Below are 1,596 nucleotides of genomic sequence, written 5' to 3'. Positions count from 1 at the left end.
GCCCATACCTTTAGAGACAAATTCAGTGAGTACCCCAATGGCTTAAACGACCACCCGGTAGAGATCACGCCAGAAGTGAACAACTTCATCAAATGGAAACTGATTGCTTATGCAAAAAGCCAGGAGAAAAAACAACTCAGTTCAGCCACGCAGGGAGGTAGTTTATGAAAACAACGGATGCCGTTATCGGAAAATGGTCGATAGTTTTTGAGCATTACGGTTTGCCCCCCATCACAGGGAAAAAGCACTACAAAGGCAAGTGTCCTATTTGCGGACAGAAAGGTAAGTATCGTTGTGATGATCAAGATGGACGAGGAACTTTTATTTGTGTCTGTAATACCGGTGACGGCTGGAAATTACTTTCACTGACGCAAAAAAAAGACTTCGGAACGCTCGCAAAAGAAGTGGATGAAATTATTGGCAATACGTATGCCTATCAGCCCGAAAGCGTTCAAGACTCCATCAATAAAGATGACCGGTCATTATTTCGTGACAGGGTGATTAGGAAGTATGCCACGTTGGTGAATTTGCGCGGAACGTCAGCCGAAAGTTATTTACGCAACCGGGGGATTAATTGCCTGCCAGCGGAGCAGATCCGATATTGTCATCATCAACCTGTAGGAACGAAAGCTTTTCAGGCCATGTATTCTCTGGCGACGGATGATAAAGGTGCGCTTTGTTACCTGCACAGGACGCTATTAGAGGGTGATAAAAAAGCCAATATGGATATCGCCAAAAAAACGTATTCCCTACAGTCTGATGATTATTTAAAGCACACCGGCTCTGTGGCTATCCGCATGTTTCCCGTTTCATCAACGCTGGGGATCACAGAAGGCATAGAAACCGCACTCTCATGCAAACAGATATACGGTTGCAACACCTGGCCAACTATGAATGCGGGATTTATGGGGAAATTCCGGGTACCGAGAGGGGTTAAACACTTAATTATTTTCGCTGATATGGACCTGTATTCAGCGACCGGACACGCCGCAGCGTTTGAGTGTGCCAGGGGCAATCTCATTGCTAAAAATGATTTAGAAACGGTCAGTATTCGCTGGCCCGACCGTGGTGATTTCAATGACGTACTTGTTAACGGTGATGAAGTGCGTGAACTGTCTTTTAAGAAGTGGGCGGAATAATGAAACTCGAATCAGCACTAAAACATTTCAGCCCGAAAGGACTGGCAATCAATCATTCGTCTAAATGCACGTCAACAGACCGGATCACGGGTACTGATATCATGGCGGCGTTAGGCATGGCTGAATCTAAAGCCACTTTTGGAATGGCGGCGTTCCTGGGTAAACACGGCGTCAGCAATGAAGATACTGTTCGAACCGTTGAGCAGTTGACTTTGTATGCCAGACGTCAGGTACCCAAACTCATTACCAAAGCGAGTGGGTGCCAGTTAGGAAAATGCCTGGTGATATTGGCAAAAATGGCTTTTGAAGAATATTCCCGATCAGCCGCCACAACCAGCACATGCTCACATTGCAATGGACGCGGGTTAATATCCGTTCAGCGTGATGTGATTAAATATGCAGGGTATAAGGATGTGATAGAGCAACGCGTAGAAACGGAGCGTGTAGATGAACTTTG

2 protein-coding genes are annotated in these 1,596 nt (G+C 45.9%); both read left to right on the top strand.

The genetic code is table 11. The features are described from left to right. Positions 1–164 precede the first annotated feature (164 nt). A complete protein-coding gene (locus tag AACQ83_RS24055; protein ID WP_112886967.1) occupies positions 165–1,139 on the top strand; it encodes a DUF7146 domain-containing protein in 975 nt (324 codons plus the stop codon). Beyond that, positions 1,139–1,596 (top strand): antitermination protein Q (locus AACQ83_RS24050; RefSeq protein ID WP_146748314.1); only part of this gene is annotated, 458 nt, incomplete at its 3' end. The genes AACQ83_RS24055 and AACQ83_RS24050, both read left to right, overlap by 1 nt.

This window comes from Photorhabdus sp. S10-54, assembly GCF_963878145.1.
GTDB classification, from domain to species: domain Bacteria; phylum Pseudomonadota; class Gammaproteobacteria; order Enterobacterales; family Enterobacteriaceae; genus Photorhabdus; species Photorhabdus kayaii.
The sequence above is the reverse complement of the archived record's forward strand: the minus strand, read 5'-3'. Positions and strand labels throughout refer to the sequence as shown.

What these genes read in the sequence shown, in the direction of transcription:
- AACQ83_RS24055 (WP_112886967.1), top strand. Translation starts at nt 165, where the DNA reads ATGAAAACAACGGATGCCGTTATCGGAAAATGGTCGATAGTTTTTGAG.